4 protein-coding genes are annotated in these 3459 nt (G+C 62.5%); all 4 read right to left on the reverse strand.

All coding sequences use genetic code 11. The features are described from left to right. Window positions 1-847 precede the first annotated feature (847 nt). On the reverse strand, window positions 848-1264 hold the full coding sequence (locus D9C15_RS32765) for a GFA family protein (RefSeq protein ID WP_128003650.1): 417 nt from the start codon (window positions 1262-1264) through the stop codon (window positions 848-850). Between the two features lie 161 nt (window positions 1265-1425). Beyond that, window positions 1426-1944 (reverse strand): GrpB family protein, encoded by a 519-nt coding sequence (locus tag D9C15_RS32770; RefSeq protein ID WP_128003651.1) that lies wholly within the window; start codon window positions 1942-1944, stop codon window positions 1426-1428. 157 nt (window positions 1945-2101) lie between these two features. After that, the gene (locus tag D9C15_RS32775; RefSeq protein ID WP_128003652.1) at window positions 2102-2782 is read right to left on the reverse strand and encodes a hypothetical protein; all 681 of its coding nucleotides are present in this window, start codon (window positions 2780-2782) and stop codon (window positions 2102-2104) included. Between the two features lie 192 nt (window positions 2783-2974). Then, the coding region (locus D9C15_RS32780; protein WP_205854974.1) for a GFA family protein at window positions 2975-3459 on the reverse strand (485 nt) is incomplete at its 5' end.

A 3459-nucleotide genomic window follows, 5' to 3' on the forward strand; every position in this document is an offset into this window, starting at 1 on the left:
ACAAGTTCGCCTTGCTCTCGCACCACTGCCACGTTCGTGTTTGGCGAGGCGATGGCGCGCACCACACGTTCAGGCTGCCAGGACCAGGGAAGGCCATGCTCGATCAAGCGACGTGACATGCGCGCAATCTCAACAGCGTCGCTCAGTGAAGCGATGCGGATGTGGAGGTCGGGGGTCACGTGACGCCTAACGTTTGAGCTGAGGGGCCGGAGCCGGGATGGCGCTTGGCCCGCGAGGCGGATGATGACCTGAAGCGCCTCGCGGGCCAAGTGCCATGCCGGTGGAGGTCCCACTCCAGCGAAGGGTTAGGCGTCGCCTTTGCGTAGGAGCGGGTTCAGTACCTCTTGGACAACCGCTCGGCCAACGACGCGAGAGCCTTCTTGAACCGTGAAGCCAAAGCCCGGATAGAGGCGACCTTGGTTCAGTTCAGGCGCAAGCAGCCACAGCTTTGCGACTACTGTCTCCCCAGGGGCGGCCCAGTCTTGTCCGACGTACTCATGGGCCGCGTCATTCAAGGTGCCTGGCAGCCCAAAGTCGTGATTGGGCCGGTAGCCAGAGCGTGCTGGCCCAGAGCGGCCACCTTGATCCGTCCGCAGGAACTCAACTCTTGCAAGGAGGTCCGGCGGTCGGATGGTGATGCGTGGGATCTGATCTTGCTGAGGCACGCTCGATCTCTCGATGAAGGCTGGCAGCCACGGTGAAGAGGCGCTTGGTGGTTGCCTGCGACGCCTAACGTTTGAGCTGAGCGGACCGCGGAGGCAAGGCGCCTTGGCCGCGAGACAGATGATAGGCCTGACTGGCTCGCGGCCAAGGTGCCTTGCCGTAGAGGGTCCGCTCGAGCGAAGGGTTAGGCCGCAGTTTCGGTGCCTGGCGGTGCGTACTGTTCGATGACTTGCTGCTCAGTGAGCATGGGTGTCTGGTTGGCGAACGAGTAGTAGCTTGGCTTCTTGTCGATGTAGATCTGGGACGCGAGCTCGAAGTCCGTTGAGTCGAACACACCTGCCGGCACGAAGTACTCGCCTGTGGCCAATAGCTTGTAGTACAGGTGGGTTCCGCACTTGCTGCAGAAGGCTCGCTCTGCCCACTGGGAAGACGCGAAGACGGAAACGTGCTCGCCACCCTGAAACTCAACTGCAGGGCCGCAGTGGACAGCGAGCAGCGGCCCACCTCCCCATCGGCGGCAGAAACCGCAGTGACAGGCGCCGATCTCGCGAGCTTTCGGTGAGGTGACTGCCACTGCACCGCATAGGCATTGGCCCTTCATGTATTCGTCCTCCCGAGGTAGCACGATGGATCGGTTCTGCGGCCTAACGTTTGAGCTGAGGCGACCGCCGCGGGTTGGCGCTTGGGCCGCGAGGCGCAGGATAAACCTGAGCGCCTCGCGGCCCAAGTGCCAAGCCGTGGAGGGTCGCCTCGAGCGAAGGGTTAGCCGGCACTGCGAGTAGCCAAAGCCTCGGCGAGCAGCTGAGAGACCAGTGTTGCCTTGGCTGCTGAGTAAGCGAGCAGCGTAGTTGCGCCGGAGCTCACGGCCGCAAGCTTGGAAGACGCATAGCGTTCCCGCGCCGCTGCCGATGTACGCAAGTACTGCCGAAGCAAGAGGTTGTTCCGCCAGTGCTCGCCACCGAACAGCACGAAATGGACATTGAAGTGCCCGGCACTGCGGGCGGTGAAGTACAAGCGGCCTGGAACGTCGGCCTCACCGTGAGCTGTGTACTCAAGTTGCTCCATGGTCGAGAGCGCAGTTACCGGCGGAGGGAAGGGCAGAACTCCGACCTGAATGTCCAGAATTGGCTTTGACAGCAGCCCCGGAACGGCGGTGCTACCGATGTGTTCAATCTGGCTCGGAGGGAGTGACAGCGCGCCAGCAAGGCGAGAGCATTCAAGTGCCGCAAGGCTTGGCCACGATTCGTCCGATGCGGTAAGGTGAATCGGCTCGTCGAGCACGGTGGCTCCCGTGACGGCTAACGTTTGAGCTGAGGCGCGGCCAGCGGCGGGGCGCTTGGGCCGCGCAGCGCATGATAGGAGGCGGCGATGCGCGGCCCAAGTGCCCCGCCGATGGACGTCGCCTCGAGCGAAGGGTTAGGCCTCAGCGCGCAGCCGACTACTGCTTTGTTGGCTCCTGGAACACCGACCACCTTCCTTCCTTGAACAGGAACAGTGCGGATGAGACGCGCAGACTCTTGCTGCTCGCGTGTAGATATGCGACGCCTCGCTTAAGGCCCTCCACGGCGCGGGTGTCGGATGCCGGGGCATACAAAAGACCCCCGCGCTTGGCGACGGAGACCACCAAGCCCTCGGGGTGCTTCTTCAGGAGCTCGGTCCAGTAGGAGCGATCGAGGAAGTATGAGCTGTCCAAGTCAGGCGAGCGGCCCTGCACCTGCATGACACCTCCTTCCCACGGCTTTGCCGCTGGGTCGCCGTAGACGCGCCGGATGTTTGCGAGCGCGAGAGCCAAAGCCTCGTCGACCGACTTGATGCCTAAGCGGTCGAGGTCTTGCGACGTGGCGTTGATCATCATCTGCGGGCCGTCGAACACAAACCGGATGTGTGTGTCTCCGATGAACTCCCAGGCGGCCATCTCGATCTCGATCTCACGCCCGTCGGGTAGCTTTGCCTTTGCCTTTCCCGACGGGACAAGGCGATCGTCGATCCGGTTGGCGCCGATCGACTCACGAACAACGACCATGAAGTTGTCCTTCGTCCGCTCGGGAGGGCTACCACCTTGGGCGGAAGCCTGAGTTGCGAAGAGCGCGATGAGTACCGAGAGTGCGTCTTTGAGCATGGCTTGGTGAGCAGTAGCGGCCGGACTCTGAGGCCTAACGTTTGAGCTGAGGGGCCGGAACCGGGAAGGCGCTTGGCCCGCGAGGCGCATGATAGACAGCGAGCGTCTCGCGGGCCAAGTGCCTTGCCGGTGGAGGTCCCTCTCAAGCGAAGGGTTAGGCCTCGCTCGCGAGCCGTACCAGTGGCGGGACAGCTAAGGCATTGCAGCCCCGATGGCCTGACGGAACGGAATTCCCTCAGGCGAGAAGCCTTCTAGACAGTGCACATTGATTCCCAGGTTGTCGGGAGTGACACGCTTGCGGTGGAACGGATAGATGCCGCAAACCTTGCAGAAGTAGTGCCGAGCGGTCTTCGTGTGGAACTGGTACTCGGTAAGCGACTCTTCGCCGGCCAGCAGCTTGAACTGGCTCTCGTGCACCTTGACCATGTGTGCGTTCTTGCGCTTGCAGATCGAACAGTCACACATGGTGAGCTCAGGAAAGTCAGTCTCGATCGCGAAGCGCACAGCGCCGCAATGACAAGAGCCTTGGTACTTCTGCATCGGGCGAGAACCCACGAGCAACTCCTCGGGCGGAACAGATGATGCTTCCATCGTGCCACGAGGCGCCCGCTCTTGCTTCCTGCGAGGCCTAACGTTTGAGCTGAGGCGACCGCCGCGGGTTGGCGCTTGGGCCGCGA

Source organism: Piscinibacter defluvii (genome assembly GCF_004011805.1).
GTDB classification, from domain to species: Bacteria; Pseudomonadota; Gammaproteobacteria; order Burkholderiales; family Burkholderiaceae_C; genus Piscinibacter; species Piscinibacter defluvii.